Annotated in this window: 20 protein-coding genes; 16 read left to right on the top strand and 4 right to left on the bottom strand. The window is 58.0% G+C overall.

Going from position 1 to position 18,609, the window contains the following annotated elements:
- The first annotated feature begins 145 nt into the window (after positions 1–145).
- From cysJ to cysH, 3 genes are read left to right on the top strand one after another with little or no spacing between them, the layout of a single operon-like run.
- A complete protein-coding gene (cysJ, locus tag L362_RS09045; RefSeq protein WP_023344814.1) occupies positions 146–1,951 on the top strand; it encodes an NADPH-dependent assimilatory sulfite reductase flavoprotein subunit in 1,806 nt (601 codons plus the stop codon).
- Positions 1,951–3,663 (top strand): assimilatory sulfite reductase (NADPH) hemoprotein subunit, encoded by a 1,713-nt coding sequence (gene cysI, locus L362_RS09050; protein WP_008499617.1) that lies wholly within the window; start codon positions 1,951–1,953, stop codon positions 3,661–3,663. The genes cysJ and cysI overlap by 1 nt, the downstream gene beginning before the upstream one ends.
- A gap of 15 nt (positions 3,664–3,678) precedes the next feature.
- A complete protein-coding gene (gene cysH, locus L362_RS09055) occupies positions 3,679–4,413 on the top strand; it encodes a phosphoadenosine phosphosulfate reductase (RefSeq protein WP_023344813.1) in 735 nt (244 codons plus the stop codon).
- 98 nt (positions 4,414–4,511) lie between these two features.
- Here cysH and L362_RS09060 read toward each other — a convergent pair whose 3' ends face one another.
- On the bottom strand, positions 4,512–5,555 hold the full coding sequence (locus tag L362_RS09060) for an aminopeptidase (RefSeq protein ID WP_008499615.1): 1,044 nt from the start codon (positions 5,553–5,555) through the stop codon (positions 4,512–4,514).
- 237 nt (positions 5,556–5,792) lie between these two features.
- Here L362_RS09060 and cysG point away from each other — a divergent pair, with 237 nt between their 5' ends.
- The 11 genes from cysG to L362_RS09115 all read left to right on the top strand — a co-directional run bounded on the left by cysG (position 5,793) and on the right by L362_RS09115 (position 14,588).
- On the top strand, positions 5,793–7,151 hold the full coding sequence (gene cysG / locus L362_RS09065) for a siroheme synthase CysG (RefSeq protein WP_023325979.1): 1,359 nt from the start codon (positions 5,793–5,795) through the stop codon (positions 7,149–7,151).
- 9 nt (positions 7,152–7,160) lie between these two features.
- Complete coding sequence (gene cysD, locus L362_RS09070) at positions 7,161–8,069, top strand: sulfate adenylyltransferase subunit CysD (protein WP_006811770.1); 909 nt, start codon at positions 7,161–7,163, stop codon at positions 8,067–8,069.
- 9 nt (positions 8,070–8,078) lie between these two features.
- Positions 8,079–9,503 carry a sulfate adenylyltransferase subunit CysN gene (gene cysN / locus L362_RS09075; protein ID WP_023344812.1) on the top strand — a complete coding sequence of 475 codons (1,425 nt, stop codon included), beginning with the start codon at positions 8,079–8,081 and terminating at the stop codon, positions 9,501–9,503.
- A complete protein-coding gene (gene cysC, locus L362_RS09080) occupies positions 9,503–10,108 on the top strand; it encodes an adenylyl-sulfate kinase (RefSeq protein WP_021241908.1) in 606 nt (201 codons plus the stop codon). The genes cysN and cysC overlap by 1 nt, the downstream gene beginning before the upstream one ends.
- Before the next feature lie 58 nt (positions 10,109–10,166).
- Entirely contained in the window at positions 10,167–10,493 is a 327-nt protein-coding gene (locus L362_RS09085; protein ID WP_008499610.1) for a DUF3561 family protein, read from the top strand.
- Positions 10,494–10,659: 166 nt separating this feature from the next.
- The gene (ftsB, locus tag L362_RS09090) at positions 10,660–10,971 is read left to right on the top strand and encodes a cell division protein FtsB (protein WP_008499609.1); all 312 of its coding nucleotides are present in this window, start codon (positions 10,660–10,662) and stop codon (positions 10,969–10,971) included.
- Positions 10,972–10,990: 19 nt separating this feature from the next.
- The gene (gene ispD, locus L362_RS09095) at positions 10,991–11,701 is read left to right on the top strand and encodes a 2-C-methyl-D-erythritol 4-phosphate cytidylyltransferase (protein ID WP_023344811.1); all 711 of its coding nucleotides are present in this window, start codon (positions 10,991–10,993) and stop codon (positions 11,699–11,701) included.
- On the top strand, positions 11,701–12,180 hold the full coding sequence (gene ispF / locus L362_RS09100; protein ID WP_008499607.1) for a 2-C-methyl-D-erythritol 2,4-cyclodiphosphate synthase: 480 nt from the start codon (positions 11,701–11,703) through the stop codon (positions 12,178–12,180). The genes ispD and ispF overlap by 1 nt, the downstream gene beginning before the upstream one ends.
- Positions 12,177–13,226, top strand: coding sequence for a tRNA pseudouridine(13) synthase TruD (gene truD / locus L362_RS09105; protein WP_023344810.1), 1,050 nt, complete (start codon positions 12,177–12,179; stop codon positions 13,224–13,226). Before ispF ends, truD begins: the two co-directional genes overlap by 4 nt.
- Positions 13,207–13,968 carry a 5'/3'-nucleotidase SurE gene (gene surE / locus L362_RS09110; protein ID WP_023344809.1) on the top strand — a complete coding sequence of 254 codons (762 nt, stop codon included), beginning with the start codon at positions 13,207–13,209 and terminating at the stop codon, positions 13,966–13,968. Before truD ends, surE begins: the two co-directional genes overlap by 20 nt.
- Positions 13,962–14,588: a protein-L-isoaspartate(D-aspartate) O-methyltransferase gene (locus tag L362_RS09115; RefSeq protein ID WP_008499604.1), complete on the top strand. Its 627-nt coding sequence runs from the start codon at positions 13,962–13,964 to the stop codon at positions 14,586–14,588. Before surE ends, L362_RS09115 begins: the two co-directional genes overlap by 7 nt.
- 94 nt (positions 14,589–14,682) lie before the next feature.
- Here L362_RS09115 and L362_RS25120 read toward each other — a convergent pair whose 3' ends face one another.
- On the bottom strand, positions 14,683–14,814 hold the full coding sequence (locus L362_RS25120; RefSeq protein ID WP_369751013.1) for a peptidase: 132 nt from the start codon (positions 14,812–14,814) through the stop codon (positions 14,683–14,685).
- Between L362_RS25120 and nlpD the strand changes: the two genes are divergently transcribed.
- The gene (nlpD, locus tag L362_RS09120; protein WP_240613108.1) at positions 14,756–15,829 is read left to right on the top strand and encodes a murein hydrolase activator NlpD; all 1,074 of its coding nucleotides are present in this window, start codon (positions 14,756–14,758) and stop codon (positions 15,827–15,829) included. The two genes, L362_RS25120 and nlpD, sit on opposite strands and share 59 nt — an antisense overlap.
- 59 nt (positions 15,830–15,888) lie before the next feature.
- Positions 15,889–16,881: an RNA polymerase sigma factor RpoS gene (gene rpoS / locus L362_RS09125; protein WP_008499600.1), complete on the top strand. Its 993-nt coding sequence runs from the start codon at positions 15,889–15,891 to the stop codon at positions 16,879–16,881.
- Between the two features lie 52 nt (positions 16,882–16,933).
- Here rpoS and L362_RS09130 read toward each other — a convergent pair whose 3' ends face one another.
- Both L362_RS09130 and L362_RS09135 read right to left on the bottom strand, forming a co-directional pair.
- The gene (locus tag L362_RS09130; protein ID WP_021241912.1) at positions 16,934–17,314 is read right to left on the bottom strand and encodes a DUF4440 domain-containing protein; all 381 of its coding nucleotides are present in this window, start codon (positions 17,312–17,314) and stop codon (positions 16,934–16,936) included.
- On the bottom strand, positions 17,311–18,513 hold the full coding sequence (locus L362_RS09135; protein ID WP_023344808.1) for an MFS transporter: 1,203 nt from the start codon (positions 18,511–18,513) through the stop codon (positions 17,311–17,313). Before L362_RS09135 ends, L362_RS09130 begins: the two co-directional genes overlap by 4 nt.
- Positions 18,514–18,609 lie beyond the last annotated feature (96 nt).

Below are 18,609 nucleotides of genomic sequence, written 5' to 3'. Positions count from 1 at the left end.
AGCATGACAACCAAAACAGGTTAGTCCATTTGGTTATTTATTATTTCCATCCCTTCTTTAATTGTTATTATCCTCGCCGTTAACCTTATCTTCAGTTTGGATTTATTCGCTTAAAGTCCGCTTGGCTACTGGAACATAACGACGCATGACAACACAGGCCCCACCTTCAAACTTGCTTCCCCTGAACCCGGAGCAGCTGGCGCGCCTTCAGGCTGCCACCTCTGATTTTTCTCCCACTCAGCTTGCCTGGGTCTCCGGTTATTTCTGGGGAATGCTTAATCAGCAGCCTGGCGCTGTGGCGGGTGCACCGGCCACGGCCGTAGAAATTCCGGCCATTACCCTGATTTCCGCCTCGCAGACGGGTAACGCCCGCCGCGTGGCCGAAGCGCTGCGTGACGACCTGCTGGCCGCCAGGCTGAACGTGAACCTGGTCAACGCCGGGGATTATAAATTTAAGCAAATCGCGTCAGAAAAACTGCTGGTGGTGGTGGCTTCTACGCAGGGTGAAGGTGAACCCGCTGAAGAAGCGGTGGCGCTGCATAAGTTCCTGTTCTCGAAAAAAGCGCCGAAGCTGGATGGCACGGCGTTTGCCGTCTTTGGCCTGGGCGATACCTCCTATGAATTCTTCTGCCAGTCCGGCAAAGACTTCGACAGCAGGCTGGCGGAGCTGGGCGCAGAGCGCCTGCTGGACCGCGTTGACGCGGATGTTGAATACCAGACCGCCGCCGCTGAATGGCGTGCCCGCATCGTCGACGTGCTAAAAGCGCGCGTGCCGAAAGAGACGTCAGCCCAGGCCGCGTTCACCGCGACGGGTGCTGTTAACGACATCCACACCAGCCCGTACACCAAAGAGGCGCCGCTGGCGGCGAGCCTGTCGGTGAACCAGAAAATTACCGGCCGCGATTCCGAGAAAGACGTTCGCCATATCGAAATCGATCTCGGCGACTCGGGCCTGCGCTATCAGCCTGGCGATGCGCTGGGCGTCTGGTATCAGAACGATCCGGCGCTGGTGAAAGAGCTGGTTGAGCTGCTGTGGCTGAAAGGCGACGAGCCCGTCACCGTTGACGGCAAAACGCAGCCGCTTTCTGAAGCGTTGCAGTGGCATTTTGAGCTGACGGTGAACACCCCGAATATCGTCGAAAATTATGCCACCTTAACGCGCAGCGAATCCCTGCTGCCGCTGGTGGGCGACAAGGCGAAGCTGCAGCATTACGCCGCGACGACGCCAATTGTCGATATGGTGCGCTTCTCTCCGGCTCAGCTGGATGCCGATGCGCTGATCGGCCTGCTGCGTCCGCTGACCCCACGCCTGTACTCCATTGCCTCGTCTCAGGCCGAGGTGGAGAGCGAAGTGCATATCACCGTCGGCGTGGTGCGCTACGACATCGAAGGTCGCGCCCGTACGGGTGGGGCATCGGGCTTCCTGGCAGACCGCGTGGAAGAAGAGGGCGAAGTGCGCGTCTTTATCGAGCACAACGACAACTTCCGCCTGCCTGCAAACCCGGAAACGCCGGTCATCATGATTGGCCCGGGCACCGGCATTGCGCCGTTCCGCGCCTTCATGCAGCAGCGTGCGGCGGATGGCGCACCGGGTAAAAACTGGCTGTTCTTCGGCAACCCGCACTTTACGGAAGATTTCCTCTACCAGGTGGAGTGGCAGCGCTATGTGAAAGAAGGCGTACTGACCCGCATCGATCTGGCCTGGTCTCGCGACCAGAAAGAAAAAGTATACGTACAAGACAAACTGCGCGAACAGGGCGCAGAGCTGTGGCGCTGGATCAATGACGGTGCCCACATTTATGTCTGCGGCGACGCCAATCGCATGGCGAAAGACGTTGAGCAGACTTTGCTGGAAGTGATTGCCGAATTCGGCGGTATGGATGCCGAAGCGGCGGATGAATTTTTAAGTGAGCTGCGCGTTGAGCGCCGTTATCAGCGAGATGTCTACTAATGAGCGAAAAACATCCAGGGCCACTGGTGGTCGAAGGTAAACTGACAGACGCCGAGCGCATGAAGCTGGAAAGCAACTATCTGCGTGGCACCATTGCTGAAGATCTGAATGACGGTCTCACCGGCGGTTTCAAAGGCGACAACTTCCTGCTGATCCGTTTCCACGGCATGTATCAGCAGGACGACCGCGACATCCGCGCCGAGCGTGCAGAGCAGAAGCTGGAGCCGCGTCACGCGATGCTGCTGCGCTGCCGTCTGCCGGGCGGGGTGATTACCACCAAACAGTGGCAGGCGATCGACAAGTTTGCCGGTGAAAACACGATCTACGGCAGCATCCGTCTGACTAACCGTCAGACCTTCCAGTTCCACGGCATTCTGAAGAAGAACGTCAAGCCGGTGCACCAGATGCTGCACTCCGTTGGGCTGGACGCGCTGGCGACCGCCAACGACATGAACCGTAACGTGCTCTGCACCTCGAACCCGTATGAGTCCGAGCTGCATGCCGAAGCGTACGAGTGGGCGAAGAAGATCTCCGAGCACCTGCTGCCGCGCACGCGCGCCTATGCGGAGATCTGGCTCGATCAGGAAAAAGTCGCGACCACCGATGAAGAGCCGATCCTCGGCCAGACCTACCTGCCGCGTAAGTTTAAAACCACGGTAGTGATCCCGCCGCAGAACGATATCGACCTGCACGCCAACGACATGAACTTCGTGGCGATTGCCGAAAACGGCAAGCTGGTGGGCTTTAACCTGCTGGTGGGCGGCGGCCTGTCCATTGAGCACGGTAACAAGAAAACCTACGCCCGTACCGCCAGCGAGTTCGGCTTCCTGCCGCTGGAGCATACGCTGGCCGTGGCGGAAGCGGTGGTGACGACCCAGCGCGACTGGGGTAACCGTACCGACCGTAAAAACGCGAAAACCAAATATACCCTGGAGCGCGTGGGCGTGGAGACGTTCAAAGCGGAAGTGGAGCGTCGCGCGGGCATCAAGTTTGAGCCGATCCGCCCTTACGAATTCACCGGTCGCGGCGATCGCATTGGCTGGGTGAAGGGTATCGATAATAAATGGCACCTGACGCTGTTTATCGAAAACGGCCGTATTCTGGATTATCCGGGGCGTCCGCTGAAAACCGGTCTGCTGGAAATTGCGAAGATCCATAAGGGCGAGTTCCGCATTACCGCTAACCAGAACCTGATCATTGCCGGCGTGCCGGAAAGCCAAAAGGCGAAGATCGAGAAGCTGGCGCGCGAACATGGGTTAATGGATGCGGTCAAACCGCAGCGTGAAAACTCAATGGCCTGCGTGTCGTTCCCGACCTGTCCGCTGGCGATGGCGGAAGCGGAACGTTTCCTGCCGTCATTCACTGACAAGGTAGAAGCGATTCTGGAAAAACACGGCATTCCGGACGAGCATATTGTTATGCGCGTGACGGGCTGCCCGAACGGCTGCGGTCGCGCGATGCTGGCCGAACTGGGGCTGGTGGGGAAAGCGCCGGGGCGCTACAACCTGCACCTGGGCGGTAACCGTATCGGCACGCGCATTCCGCGTATGTTCCGCGAGAACATCACCGAGCCGGAAATTCTTGATTCCATCGACGAGCTTGTCGGGCGCTGGGCGAAAGAGCGCGAAGCGGGTGAAGGCTTCGGCGACTTTACGGTGCGTGCGGGCATCATTCGCCCGGTGCTCGATCCCGCCAGGGATTTCTGGGAGTAACCACGAGAGGTAACTATGTCCGAACTCGATCTAAACGCCCTTAATGACCTGCCAAAAGTCGAACGCATTCTGGCGCTGGCAGAAACCAATGCCCACCTTGAAAAGCTGGACGCCGAAGGGCGCGTGGCGTGGGCCCTGGAAAACCTGCCGGGAGAGTATGTGCTCTCGTCGAGCTTTGGTATTCAGGCGGCGGTCAGCCTGCATCTGGTGAATCAGATCCGTCCGGACATTCCGGTGATCCTCACCGATACCGGCTACCTGTTCCCGGAGACCTACCAGTTTATTGACGAGCTGACGGACAAGCTCAGGCTGAACCTCAAAGTTTACCGCGCGACGGAAAGCGCGGCCTGGCAGGAGGCGCGCTACGGCAAGCTGTGGGAGCAGGGCGTTGAGGGCATTGAGAAATACAATGAGATCAACAAGGTCGAGCCGATGAACCGGGCGCTGAAAGAGCTTAATGCCCAGACGTGGTTCGCGGGCCTGCGCCGCGAGCAGTCCGGCAGCCGGGCAACCTTACCGGTGCTGGCGGTGCAGCGCGGGGTGTTTAAAGTGCTGCCGATTATCGACTGGGATAACCGGACGGTGTACCAGTACCTGCAAAAGCACGGGCTGAAATACCATCCGCTGTGGGACCAGGGCTATCTGTCGGTGGGCGATACCCACACCACGCGTAAGTGGGAACCGGGCATGGCGGAAGAAGAGACGCGATTCTTCGGGCTGAAGCGCGAGTGCGGGTTGCACGAAGGGTGATAACCTTTTTGCCCGGTGGCGCTGCGCTTACCGGGCCTACTAAGGCTCGTTCCCTATGTAGGCCCGGTAAGGCGTAGCCGCCACCGGGCTTAACGGCCTCAGGCTTTCCCCGCTTTCGCCAGCTCCTTCACCAGCGGTAGCATCACCTTCACCACATCACGACTGCGGTGTTCAATCCGCTGCGGCAGCGCGCGATCGATGTGCTGCTGATTGTCCAGCATCACGTTGTGCCAGCTCGTCCCGTCCGGGAAGGCCTTCGATTTAGCCCGCTGCTGGTAGCCATCTTTTTTGCCCAGCGCCCAGTTTGTCGCTTCCACGTACAGCACCGGAATGCCCGCCTTATCGAACACTTCCCCGTCGTTGCAGCAGCCTGTGCCTCGCGGATAATCCGGGTTACCGCCGGGATTGCTGGTGGCATAAACACCATGGCTGCGGGCTATCGCCAGCGCCCGGTCGCGCGTCAGTTTCCGCACGGTACCCGGCGTACTCTGCCCACTGTTGAAATAGAGCTTATCGCCGACGATCAGGTTGTCGAGGTTAATCACCAGCAGCGTATTTTTCTTCTCCTCAGCGCTCATACGCTTAAGGAGATTCTCAGCGCCGAGTTTGCCCTCTTCCTCACCGCTGGTGGCAACAAAACGAATGCCATATTGGGTGGGAATATCTTTCATCCGCTCGGCCAGTTCGAGCATCACGCCCAGGCCTGCGGCATTATCGTCCATGCCCTGCAGCGTCAGCCCGCCAAGATTGTTATCCGTATCGGCGTCACTCATCGGGGCGTAGGTATCAAGGTGCGCCATAATGATAATTTGCTCTTTTGCGCTGCCTTCGTGGGCCGCAATCACCGTACTGCCGGTCACGTTATGCCAGTTTTTCGTTTTATTGCGTGAGGTATAGACGTAGCGGCTGTGAAACGATCGGATATCGCTCTGGTAACCCATGTCGGCAAACTGCTGGCGAAGATAGTCCGCGGAGAGCATTTCCGCAGGCGATCCGGTCATGCGGCCAGGGAAAACGGTGGCAATATGCCGCGCCTGCATAGTGGCGATTTCACCATAAGGTTGGTTTTTTGCCTGGGCAGGAAGAATAAAGCAAACGCCGAGCGCCAGGGCAGCAATACGATGGCGCGTTGCGGAAAACATAGTGAGTCCTTAAAAACAGAGCAAAATAATAACCCGCCTAGTATGAAACTGTGATCGTCCATACACAATTTGAATCGTTCTTAAATGCCCGAAATTTCGCGCGTTAAGCACTTTTTGGTATTAGCTTTTTCACAGCGTTATTCCATTGAGTAACTACTCATTCCAATTCGTAATTTCATTCGGTCTAAGCCGCCCCCTATAGTCCCTCTATTCCTCGTTGTTAGTGAGTTGTTGCCTGTGGACTATCTGCCCTTATTTGCTGCGATTAAAGAGAAACCGGTGCTGGTGGTTGGTACGGGTGAAATCGCCGATCGCAAAATCGCGTTTCTGCAGCGCGCAGGGGCCCAGGTGAAAGTCGTTGAAGAGGCGGATTTCGACGAGTCACAAATCGACAGCGTTGTGCTGGTGATTGCGGCGACCGAAGATCGCGACCTTAACCGGCGGATCTCCGACGCCGCTCAGGCCCGTTACCGCCTGGTGAACGTGGTGGACGACCAGCCTTTATGCTCGTTTATTTTCCCGTCGATTGTTGACCGCTCGCCGCTGCTGGTGGCGATCTCCTCCGGCGGTACCGCACCGGTGCTGGCGCGCGTGCTGCGGGAAAAAATCGAAGCGCTGCTGCCGACCAGCCTCGGGCGGATGGCTGAGAAAGCCAGTTACTGGCGCAACCATCTGAAAACCCGCCTGACCAGCGTGACGGAGCGCCGTCGCTTCTGGGAACGCGTGTTTCGCGGCCGCTTTGCCAGCCTGATGCATGCCGGTAATGAGACAGCGGCGCAGAAAATCCTCGAGGACGAACTGGATAACCCCGGCAGTACGGGCGGGGAGATCATTCTGGTGGGCGCGGGGCCGGGCGATGCCGGGCTACTGACGCTGCGCGGCCTGCAGGTGCTGCAGGATGCGGACGTGGTGTTCTACGACCACCTGGTCACCGACGGCGTGCGCGAGCTGATCCGTCGCGACGCGGAGCAAATCTGCGTCGGCAAACGGGCGGGCGAACACTCGGTGCCGCAGCACGACACCAACCAGATGCTAATTGACGCCGCGAAAGCGGGCAAAACCGTGGTGCGCCTGAAGGGGGGCGATCCGTTCATTTTCGGTCGCGGCGGCGAAGAGCTGCAGGCGGCAGCCGAAGCGGGCGTTCCGTTCCAGGTGGTGCCCGGCATCACGGCGGCTTCTGCGGTAACGGCCTACGCCGGTATCCCGTTGACCCACCGCGATTACGCCCAGAGCGTCACCTTTGTGACCGGCCACTACAAGGCGGACAGCACGCCGTTCGACTGGTCGCATCTCGCCCAGAGCCGCCAGACGCTGGCGATATACATGGGCACGATGAAGGCGGCGGACATCAGCGAACAGCTTATTCAGCACGGTCGCGAGGCGACGACCCCCGTCGCCGTCATTTCTCGCGGCACGCGCGTCGATCAGCATGTTGCTGTCGGCACACTTCAAGACCTTGCAACCCTGGCGAAAGACGCCCCGATGCCTGCCCTGATCGTGGTGGGGGAAGTGGTGCAGCTGCACAGCACGCTCGCCTGGTTTCAGCACACAACCGATACAGAAGGCTTTGGTTCTTCTGTTGTAAATTTGGCTTAAGGAACGGTTATGGACCAAAAACGTCTTACACACCTGCGGCAGCTCGAAGCGGAAAGTATCCATATTATCCGCGAAGTGGCCGCCGAGTTTTCTAACCCGGTGATGATGTACTCCATCGGTAAAGATTCCAGCGTCATGCTGCATCTGGCGCGTAAAGCGTTTTATCCGGGCACGCTGCCGTTCCCGCTGCTGCACGTGGACACCGGCTGGAAATTCCGCGAGATGTACGAGTTCCGCGATCGTACCGCGAAAGCCTACGGCTGCGAGCTGCTGGTGCATAAAAATCCGGAAGGGGTGGCGATGGGTATTAACCCGTTCGTGCACGGCAGCGCCAAACACACCGATATCATGAAAACCGAAGGGCTGAAGCAGGCGCTGAACAAATACGGTTTTGATGCGGCCTTCGGCGGCGCGCGTCGTGACGAAGAGAAATCCCGCGCCAAAGAGCGTATCTACTCCTTCCGCGACCGCTTCCACCGCTGGGACCCCAAAAACCAGCGTCCGGAGCTGTGGCACAACTACAACGGTCAGATCAACAAAGGCGAAAGCATCCGCGTCTTCCCGCTCTCCAACTGGACCGAGCTGGATATCTGGCAGTACATCTATCTGGAAAACATCGAGATCGTTCCGCTGTACCTGGCCGCCGAGCGCCCGGTGCTGGAGCGCGACGGCATGCTGATGATGATCGATGACGATCGCATCGACCTGCAGCCGGGCGAAGTGATCAAAAAACAGATGGTCCGTTTCCGCACCCTCGGCTGCTGGCCGCTGACCGGCGCGGTGGAGTCCAGTGCGCAGACGCTGCCGGAGATCATCGAAGAGATGCTGGTGTCGACCACCAGCGAGCGACAGGGGCGCGTGATTGACCGCGACCAGGCAGGCTCCATGGAGCTGAAGAAACGTCAGGGTTATTTCTAAGGAGCCGCCATGAACACCACTATTGCTCAACAAATTGCCAAAGAAGGCGGTGTGGAAGCGTATCTGCATGCGCAACAACACAAAAGCCTGCTGCGTTTTCTGACCTGCGGCAGCGTGGATGACGGGAAAAGCACCCTGATTGGCCGCCTGCTGCACGATACGCGCCAGATTTACGAAGATCAGCTCTCCTCCCTGCATAATGACAGTAAGCGTCACGGTACCCAGGGTGAAAAGCTGGATCTGGCGCTGCTGGTGGATGGCCTGCAGGCGGAGCGCGAGCAGGGCATCACCATCGATGTGGCCTACCGCTATTTCTCTACCGAGAAGCGCAAATTTATTATCGCCGACACCCCGGGGCACGAACAGTACACCCGCAATATGGCGACCGGCGCGTCGACCTGCGACCTGGCGATCCTGCTGATCGACGCGCGTAAAGGCGTGCTGGATCAGACCCGTCGCCACAGCTTTATCTCCACGCTGCTGGGGATCAAACACCTGGTGGTGGCGGTCAACAAGATGGATCTGGTGAACTTCAGCGAAGAGAAGTTCGAGGAGATCCGCCAGAGCTATCTGACCTTTGCCGAACAGCTGCCGGGCAACCTGGATATCCGCTTTGTGCCGCTCTCGGCGCTGGAAGGGGATAACGTCGCCTCCCAGAGCGCGAACATGCCGTGGTACAGCGGCCCGACGCTGCTGGAAGTGCTGGAAACGGTTGAAATCCAGCGCGTGGTCGACACCCAGCCGATGCGCTTCCCGGTGCAGTACGTCAACCGTCCAAACCTCGACTTCCGCGGTTTCTCCGGCACCCTTGCGTCAGGCTCCGTGAAGGTCGGTCAGCGCGTCAAGGTGCTGCCATCCGGCGTGGAATCGACCATCGCCCGTATCGTCACCTTCGACGGTGACCTGCAGGACGCAGGCGCCGGTGAAGCGGTTACGCTGGTGCTGAAAGACGAGATTGATATCAGCCGGGGCGATCTGCTGGTGGATGCCCAGGAAACGCTGGCCGCCGTGCAGGGGGCTTCCGTGGATGTGGTGTGGATGGCGGAGCAACCGCTGACGCCGGGCCAGAGCTACGACATCAAAATCGCCGGCAAGAAGACCCGCGCCCGCGTGGACGGTATTCAGTTCCAGGTGGACATCAACAACCTGACCCAGCGCGAGGTCACCGAGCTGCCGCTGAACGGTATTGGTCTGGTCGATCTGACCTTTGACGAACCGCTGGTGCTGGATCCGTATCAGCAAAATCCGGTGACGGGCGGGCTTATCTTTATTGACCGCCTGACGAACGTCACCGTCGGCGCGGGGATGGTCCGTGAGCCAAACGAACAGGCGTCCGCGGCTTCAGAATTCAGCGCCTTTGAGCTGGAACTGAACGCGCTGGTGCGTAAGCACTTCCCGCACTGGGGCGCGCGCGATCTGCTGGGAGGCAAGTAATGGCTGCCCATGATGAGAACGTCGTCTGGCATCCTCATCCGGTCACCGTCGCCCAGCGCGAACAGCTCCACGGTCACCGTGGAGTTGTGCTGTGGTTTACCGGGCTGTCCGGCTCGGGTAAATCGACGGTGGCGGGCGCGCTGGAAGAGGCATTGCATCAGCAGGGCGTAAGCACGTACCTGCTGGATGGCGACAACGTGCGCCATGGCCTGTGCAGCGATTTAGGGTTCAGCGACGACGACCGCAAAGAGAACATCCGCCGGGTCGGGGAGGTTGCCAGCCTGATGGCCGACGCCGGGCTGGTGGTGCTGACCGCATTTATCTCTCCACACCGCGCCGAGCGCCAGATGGTGCGCGAACGGGTCGGACAGGATCGCTTTATCGAAGTGTTTGTGGATACGCCGCTGGAGGTTTGCGAAGCGCGCGACCCGAAAGGGTTGTACAAAAAAGCGCGTGCCGGAGAATTGCGCAACTTCACCGGCATTGACGCGGTATACGAAGCGCCTGAATCGCCAGAAATTCACCTGGAGGGTCAACAATTGGTAACAAATTTAGTAAGCCAATTATTAGACCTGCTCAGACGGGACGATATTATCAGATCCTGAGACGGTATCGTTCGGGAGCTGTCTTCCCGAACGACGAGTCACGGTCACAGGACTAGCTATGCGCAACAGTGAACATTACATCACCACCACCGGGTCGGAGCCGCTTGCGACCGACGACGAAACGACCTGGTCATTTCCTGGGGCCATCATTGGCTTCGTCTCATGGTTGCTGGCGCTGGGTATCCCGTTTCTTATCTACGGCGGAAACACGCTGTTCTTCTTTCTCTACACCTGGCCTTTCTTTCTGGCGCTGATGCCCGTGGCGGTTGTCGTCGGCATTGCGCTGCACTCGCTGCTCAACGGCAAGCTCCTGTACAGTACCGTGGTCACGATTGTGACGGTGGTGCTGATGTTTGGTCTGTTATTTTTGTGGCTCATGGGCTAACTTCAGCCATAATTCAAACCGTAACCAACTGTGTAACGATATTGAGCAGGACGATTCTGCGGAAAAAATGTGGTACATTTGCCCGCGATGTTGCGGCATCTCTGTTACCCCGGCGTAGTGCTCTGGGGAAGTCTTGGGATGATGATGCCGTTTTTCAGGGGGCAGGATGGGTAAACTAACGCTGCTGTTGCTGGCTTTGCTAATCTGGCTGCAATATTCGCTGTGGTTCGGTAAGAACGGACTGCACGACTATAGCCGGGTGAGCGATGACGTCGCGGCTCAGCAGGCAACAAACGCCAAACTTAAGGCGCGAAACGATCAACTCTTCGCTGAAATTGATGACCTCAATGGCGGGCAAGAGGCGATTGAGGAACGCGCACGCAATGAACTCAGTATGACTAAGCCGGGCGAAACCTTTTATCGTCTGGTTCCGGATGCGTCTAAACGCAATCAGGGCTCAGCACAAAACAATCGATAATCAGGCCCAGGATTACGACATGGCAGTAACTTTTTCGGACGTATGCGCCGTGGTGCCGGCCGCAGGTTTTGGCCGGCGCATGCAGACAGAATGTCCCAAGCAATACCTCTCTATTGGCGATAAAACGATCCTCGAGCACGCCGTGGCGGCGCTGCTGGCGCACCCGCGGGTGACGCGGGCGATCATCGCTATCAGCCCCGGCGATGAGCGCTTCGCGCAGCTCCCGCTGGCAAATCATCCACAGATTACCGTTGTCGATGGCGGTGCCGAGCGCGCCGATTCCGTGCTGGCAGGCATTCAGGCGGCCGGTAACGCGCCGTGGGTGCTGGTCCATGACGCGGCGCGTCCGTGCCTGCATCAGGACGATCTCGCTCGCCTGCTGGCATTGAGCGAAACCAGCAAAGTGGGCGGCATTCTGGCCGCTCCCGTGCGCGACACCATGAAGCGTGCCGAGCCGGGCAAACGGGCTATCGCCCACACCGTCGATCGCGTCGATCTTTGGCACGCGCTGACGCCGCAATTTTTCCCCCGCGAACTGCTCCACGATTGCTTAACGCGCGCGCTTAACGAAGGTGCGACCATCACGGACGAAGCCTCTGCGCTGGAGTACTGCGGTTTCCACCCTGAGCTTGTTGAAGGACGTGCTGATAATATTAAAGTGACGCGTCCGGAAGATTTACAGCTCGCGGAATTTTATCTTACCCGTTCGACCCATCAGGAGAAGGCATAATGCGAATTGGACACGGTTTTGATGTACACGCCTTTGGCGGCGAAGGCCCAATTATCATTGGCGGCGTGCGCATTCCTTATGAAAAAGGGCTGCTGGCGCATTCTGATGGCGACGTGGCGCTGCATGCGCTGACCGACGCGCTGCTGGGCGCGGCCGCACTGGGTGATATCGGCAAGCTGTTCCCGGACACCGATCCGGCGTTTAAAGGGGCGGACAGCCGTGAACTGCTGCGCGAAGCGTGGCGCCGCATCCAGGCGAAAGGCTATACCCTTGGCAACGTCGACGTGACGATTATCGCCCAGGCCCCAAAAATGCTGCCGCACATTCCGCAGATGCGCGTATTTATTGCAGAAGATCTGGGCTGCCACATGGACGACGTGAACGTGAAAGCGACGACGACCGAGAAGCTGGGCTTTACCGGTCGTGGCGAAGGGATTGCCTGTGAAGCCGTGGCGCTGCTGGTGAAGGCGAGCAAATGACAGAATTCGACAACCTGACATACCTGCACGGTAAGCCGCAGGGGAACGGGGTGCTGAAAGCCAGCCCGGAAGATTTCCTCGTGGTGGAGGATCTGGGCTTTGAGCCGGATGGCGAAGGCGAACATATCCTGGTGCGTATTCTGAAAAATGGCTGCAATACCCGCTTTGTGGCCGACGCGCTGGCAAAATTCCTCAAAATTCATGCCCGCGAGGTGAGCTTTGCCGGGCAGAAAGATAAACACGCCGTCACGGAACAGTGGCTCTGCGCGCGCGTTCCCGGCAATGCGATGCCTGATTTAAGCAAATTTGAGCTTGAGGGCTGTAAGGTACTGGAATATGCCCGCCACAAGCGCAAACTGCGTCTGGGCGCGTTAAAAGGCAACGCGTTTACGCTGGTGCTGCGCGAAGTGACTGACCGTGAAGACGTTGAAAAACGCCTGAATGCCATCAGCGACCGCGGCGTACCGAACTACTTTGGCGCGCAGCGCTTTGGCATCGGCGGCAGCAACCTGCAGGGCGCACTGCGCTGGGCGCAAAGCGACGCGCCGGTGCGTGACAGGAATAAACGCAGTTTTTGGTTGTCGGCGGCCCGCAGTGCGTTGTTTAATCAGATTGTGAGCGAAAGGCTGAAAAAACCGGACGCGAATCAAGTTGTTGTTGGCGATGCGCTACAATTAGCGGGACGCGGAAGCTGGTTTGTGGCAACGGCCGAAGAGATGGCCGATGTCCAGTCGCGCGTGGACGCAAAAGGGCTGCTGATCACCGCCGCGTTGCCCGGTACGGGCGACTGGGGAACCCAGGGGGAGGCCCTGGCCGCCGAGCAGTCAGCCGTGGCGGATGCGCCAGAATTGCAGTCCTTGCTGGTGCGGGAAAAAGTCGACGCGGCACGCCGCGCGATGCTGCTCTATCCGCAGCAGTTAAGCTGGAACTGGTGGGATGACGTGACCGTCGAGTTACGCTTCTGGCTGCCGGCAGGCAGCTTTGCCACCAGTGTTGTCAGGGAACTTATCAACACCTCGGGTGATTATGCGAATATTGCTGAGTAACGATGACGGGATCCACGCGCCAGGCATTCAGACCCTGGCGAAACACCTCCGTGAGTTTGCGGATGTGCAGGTTGTGGCGCCCGATCGTAACCGCAGTGGAGCGTCTAACTCGCTGACGCTGGAGTCGTCGCTTCGCACCTTTACCTTTGAAAATGGCGATATTGCCGTACAGATGGGCACGCCGACCGACTGTGTTTTTCTGGGCGTGAACGCGCTGATGCGGCCGCGTCCGGATATCGTCGTCTCCGGCATTAACGCCGGGCCTAACCTCGGCGATGACGTGATTTACTCCGGCACCGTGGCGGCCGCAATGGAAGGCCGCCATCTGGGATTCCCGGCGCTGGCGGTCTCGTTGAACGGCTACACGCACTACGACACCGCCGCCGCGGTGACCTGTTCGATCCTGCGGGCGCTCGGCCGCGAGCCGTTGCGTACCGGACGCATCCTCAACATTAACGTGCCGGATCTTCCTCTCGATGAAATTAAAGGCATCCGCGTCACCCGTTGCGGGAGTCGACATCCTGCCGATCAGGTGATCCCGCAGCAGGATCCGCGCGGCAACACGCTTTACTGGATCGGCCCTCCCGGCGATAAGTGCGATGCGGGTCCGGATACCGACTTTGCCGCCGTGGAGGAAGGCTATGTTTCGGTTACCCCGCTGCACGTAGATTTAACCGCGTATAGCGCGCATGATGTGGTGTCGGGCTGGCTGGAACGCGCAGGAGTGAACGCGCAATGGTAAACAAACGTGTACAAACTCTTCTGGAACAACTACGCGCGCAGGGGATCCGCGACGAGCACGTGCTCGAAGCGCTCGCCCTGGTTCCGCGTGAGAAATTTGTAGACGAGGCGTTTGAACACAAAGCGTGGGAAAACGTGGCGCTGCCCATCGGGCAGGGCCAGACGATTTCGCAGCCTTACATGGTGGCTCGCATGACGGAGCTGCTGGAGCTGACGCCCGATTCCCGCGTGCTGGAGATTGGCACCGGGTCGGGGTATCAGACCGCGATCCTGGCGCATCTCGTTCATCACGTATGCTCCGTTGAGCGGATTAAAGGTTTACAGTGGCAGGCGCGTCGTCGCCTGAAACAACTTGATTTACATAATGTTTCGACACGACACGGTGATGGATGGCAGGGTTGGAAGGCTCGTGCCCCGTTTGACGCGATCATCGTGACGGCGGCCCCGCCAGAAATTCCAGCAGCCCTGTTGTCGCAGCTGGATGAGGGGGGCATTCTGGTTCTGCCTGTCGGGGACGAGCAGCAGTTGTTGAAGCGCGTTCGTCGGCGCGGCGGCGAGTTTATTATCGACACCGTGGAAGCCGTGCGCTTTGTGCCTCTGGTGAAGGGGGAGTTGGCCTGAGACTCGGAATTATCCAGGGTTATTAAGGCAAATTCAGCGTATGGTGTGGCGCGAAAGATTCGTGCCATCACGGTAAATTTTAAGTCACTGGTAGTTAACACATTCCTGGGGGATAAATGAGCGCGGGAAGCCCTAAATTCACCATCAGCCGTGTTGCGGCATTATCACTGGTTTCGCTCTGGCTGGCAGGCTGTACAAGTTCTAACAACGCGCCTGCGCCCGTCAGTTCCGTCGGCGGAAACAGCGGCTCCGGTAACACGTCCAGCGGAATGTTAATCACGCCGCCACCTAAAATGGGGACGGCTGCGCCGCAGCAAACACCACAAATTCAGCCTGTGCAACATCCTGTTACACAGCCAATGCAGGTTCAGCCAGTTGAACAGCCTGTTCAGACCCAAAACGGCCGCATAGTCTATAACCGTCAGTATGGGAACATTCCGAAAGGCAGCTACACCGGTGGCAGCACCTATACCGTGAAACGCGGCGATACGCTGTTCTACATTGCGTGGATCACCGGGAACGATTTCCGTGACCTCGCGCAGCGCAACAACGTCCAGGCCCCATATGGTCTGGAAGTCGGGCAAACGCTCCAGGTGGGCAACGCGACGGGTACGCCGCTTACGCCTGGCAACACGGTTTCAGCGGCCGATGTGACGGCTCAAAATAACAGCGTTAAGCCTGCACAAAAATCCACCACGGTGGTTGCTTCACAACCTGTAATTACGTATTCTGAGGATTCAGGTGATCAGACTGCTAACAAAATGTTGCCGAATAATAAAGGGACTGCGACTGCTGTCACAGCACCGGTTACGGCACCTGTGGTTAGCTCTACTGAACCGACTGCCAGCAGTATGACCTCCAGTTCGCCGATTTCTGCATGGCGCTGGCCGACTGACGGCAAGGTTATCGAGAACTTCTCTTCTTCCGAAGGGGGAAATAAAGGGATCGATATCGCAGGGAGTAAAGGACAGGCTATCATCGCGACCGCAGATGGACGCGTTGTGTATGCCGGTAACGCTCTGCGCGGTTACGGTAATCTTATCATCATCAAACACAACGATGATTACCTGAGTGCCTACGCCCATAACGACACAATGCTGGTCCGGGAACAACAAGAAGTTAAGGCGGGGCAAAAAATCGCTACCATGGGTAGCACCGGAACCAGTTCTACACGCTTGCATTTTGAAATTCGTTACAAGGGGAAATCCGTAAACCCGCTGCAGTACTTGCCGCAGCGATAATTTGACGGGGCATGCCAGCCAGGGTGTCTCGTTCAGGGATCACGGGTAGGAGCCACCTTATGAGTCAGAATACGCTGAAAGTTCATGATTTAAATGAAGACGCGGAATTTGATGAGAACGGAGTAGAGGCTTTTGACGAAAAAGCCTTAGTAGAAGAGGAACCCAGTGATAACGATTTGGCTGAAGAAGAGCTGTTATCGCAGGGCGCCACACAGCGTGTACTGGACGCGACTCAGCTTTACCTTGGGGAGATTGGTTACTCCCCACTGCTAACGGCCGAAGAAGAAGTCTATTTCGCACGTCGTGCTTTGCGTGGTGATGTGGCCTCGCGTCGTCGCATGATTGAAAGTAACCTGCGACTGGTCGTGAAAATTGCCCGCCGTTACGGCAATCGTGGTCTGGCTCTGCTGGATCTGATTGAAGAGGGCAACTTAGGTCTCATCCGCGCAGTTGAGAAGTTTGACCCGGAACGCGGGTTCCGTTTCTCAACCTACGCGACCTGGTGGATTCGTCAGACCATCGAACGGGCTATTATGAACCAGACCCGTACGATTCGCCTGCCGATTCACATCGTCAAAGAGTTGAACGTCTATCTGCGTACCGCGCGCGAGTTGTCCCATAAGCTGGACCACGAGCCAAGCGCAGAAGAAATTGCCGAGCAACTCGATAAACCGGTTGATGACGTAAGCCGTATGCTGCGTCTCAACGAGCGCATTACCTCCGTTGACACCCCGCTGGGTGGCGACTCCGAAAAAGCGCTGCTGGACATCCTGGCCGATGAAAAAGATAACGGTCCGGAAGACACCACGCAGGACGATGACATGAAACAGAGCATCGTCAAATGGCTGTTCGAACTGAACGCCAAACAGCGTGAAGTGCTGGCGCGTCGTTTCGGTTTACTGGGGTATGAAGCTGCGACACTGGAAGACGTCGGCCGCGAAATTGGCCTGACCCGTGAACGTGTTCGTCAGATTCAGGTTGAAGGTCTGCGCCGCCTGCGTGAAATCCTGCAGGGGCAAGGTCTGAATATCGAAGCGCTGTTCCGCGAATAAGCAACCTTTCGTCAAAAAAGGCCCGTCGTGAGACGGGCCTTTTTCTTTTGTGTTACGGCTGCGTCGCCGTCTCGTGCAGCAGACGCCAGGTTATTTTGTCACCTTCCTGATTAAGCACCGCGGTTGACCAGCGCACGTTAACGGGCAGGTCTGGCCGGGTTTGCGTCTCCCGGTAGTGAAGCACTGCACCCCGTTCGCCGCTCTGGATCGTGGTTAATTCGTCAATGACGATTTTCAGCCCGGGACGGCTTCCGCGCTGTTTTTCCAGAAAACTGGCCAGGCCGTTATAGTCGACCTGCACACCGCCCGGCGGGATCATCAGAAAATCGCGCTGGAAACGGGCGAGCAGCGCGTCGGCCTCGCCTTCACCTTTGCCTAACCATGCTTCAAGCGCAATGTGGAGGTCGATAATGTCGTGTTCGAAAGGCGTCATGAATTCTCCTGTCGCAGCGGGTTTAGCACCTGCGTATTGTTAAGACGAAAAACGTACGGTACAGGCAGCAAGGTCATGCCTGCGGCAAAAATAAACATCCCGTGCCAGGCGGCGTGTGGCGTCAGCCACGCCTGCGCCAGGTTCAGCACCTGCGCCAGCAGCAGGGCACCGGCAAAAAAGCTCAATTGACGATTGAGATTCCACAGCGCGCTGGCATCCGGCATCTCGTCCCGGCGCGTTGTCAGAAACGCGCTGCTCTGAGCCGTGCTGCTGCACAGGCTTCCCCCGGCGCCCATCAGGGCAAACGCGACGGCAGGCAACAGCGTAGCCGAACTGACGTCAATCAAAAGCAGAATGCCCGTCGCCTGCAGCAGGCAGCCGATGACGATCAGGGGGCGGGGGCCGATACGGTTAAAATAACGTCCCGTTGCCGTGATGGCGATAAACGATGCCACAGACCACGGCAGCATGAGCATGCCCGTAGCGGCTGGGCTCATGTTCGCCACGTTCTGAAGATAAAACATGCCCGTGACGTTCACCCCAATAAATACGCCAGGAACGCAGATATAGACAAGCATGGAAAAACGCAAAAGCGGGTCCGCGAGCAAGGTCAGGTTTAGCAGTCTGGCCGCGTTCATCGCAGGCATTTCGTGTTTAAGCCACAGGCAGGCCAGAACAAAGGTCACGATAGCGACCGGTAGCGTGGCGAAAAAGATCCATCGCCAGCTTAGCGTCTGTACCAGCAGTCCCCCGATAGCCGGGGAGCAGGCCGGGGCAAGCAGCGCGACCAGCATCACCGCCGAGGAGAGTCTGGCACGCTCGTGAGGCTTATACTGTTGCCAGGTCAGCGCCTGTCCAACGGGGATCAGTAAGCCTCCTCCCACGCCCTGAAGCACTCGCCAGGCGATCAGACTTTCAAGCGTTGCAGACAGGCCCGCCGCTGCGGAGGCTGCGCTGAACAGAAAAAGCGAAAGCAGGATGACGCGCTTTGGTCCGATGCGGCGCGAGAGCAGGCTGCTGAACGGGATCGCCAGCGTCAGGCCGGCAATGTAGCCGTTACTGACCCAGGCAAGGGCAGAAGGCGTGGTGTTAAAGGCGTGAGCCATCGCCGGAAAGGCGACGCTGGCAATAAACATGTTGATCAAATCAAGAAAAAAGCCCAGCAGATAGACAACGGCAACTTGGCTGCGATACGTCATGGTGGATCCTCCGGTGAGGTGGCGTATCGTATCGGCTCGGGCATCACGGATAAACCTGACAAAGCGCGATATACTGTCAAAAATATTTTGACAGTA

It is taken from the genome of Enterobacter sp. MGH 16 (assembly GCF_000493175.1).
In the GTDB taxonomy this organism is placed as follows: domain Bacteria; phylum Pseudomonadota; class Gammaproteobacteria; order Enterobacterales; family Enterobacteriaceae; genus Enterobacter; species Enterobacter roggenkampii.
Note: the sequence above shows the minus strand (reverse complement) of the source record. Positions and strands in the feature narration are given on the sequence as shown.